Annotated in this window: 1 rRNA gene; it reads right to left on the bottom strand. The window is 53.1% G+C overall.

Annotated features, from left to right (window positions below):
- Positions 1-546: ribosomal RNA gene (locus B5G42_RS17690) — 23S ribosomal RNA — on the bottom strand; the annotation flags it as partial.

The raw sequence follows: 546 nt of genomic DNA, 5'->3' as shown, positions 1-546 counted from the left end.
TGCCACTGACTTCATACGCGCTGTTCACACTCGGTTTCCCTTCGCCTCCGGTACTGAATACCTTAAGCTTGCCAGTAACAATAACTCGCCGGACCATTCTACAAAAGGTACCTCATCACACTTTAACGTGCTTTGAGTGCTTGTAAGCACAAGGTTTCAGGTTCTCTTTCACTCCCCTCCCGGGGTCCTTTTCACCTTTCCCTCACGGTACTGCTCCTCTATCGGTCATCAGGTAGTATTTAGGGTTGGAGGGTGGTCCCCCCAGTTTCCCACCGGGTTTCACGTGTCCGGCGGTACTCTGGAACTCGACTAACAGGACTCGGTTTTCGCCTACGGGGCTTTCACCCGCTATGGCCGGCCTTCCCATACCGTTCGGCTAACCTATCCTGCCGTTGTGTCGGTCCTCAACCCCGAAGGATAAATCCTTCGGTTTGCCCTCTTCCGCGTTCGCTCGCCACTACTTGCGGAATCTCTGTTGATTTCTCTTCCTCGCCCTACTTAGATGTTTCAGTTCAGGCGGTTCCCCACCTACGCCTATTTGATTCA

Origin of the sequence: Flavonifractor sp. An91, from assembly GCF_002159225.1 — a bacterium.
Classification (GTDB): domain Bacteria; phylum Bacillota; class Clostridia; order Oscillospirales; family Oscillospiraceae; genus Flavonifractor; species Flavonifractor avicola.
The sequence above is the reverse complement of the archived record's forward strand: the minus strand, read 5'-3'. Positions and strand labels throughout refer to the sequence as shown.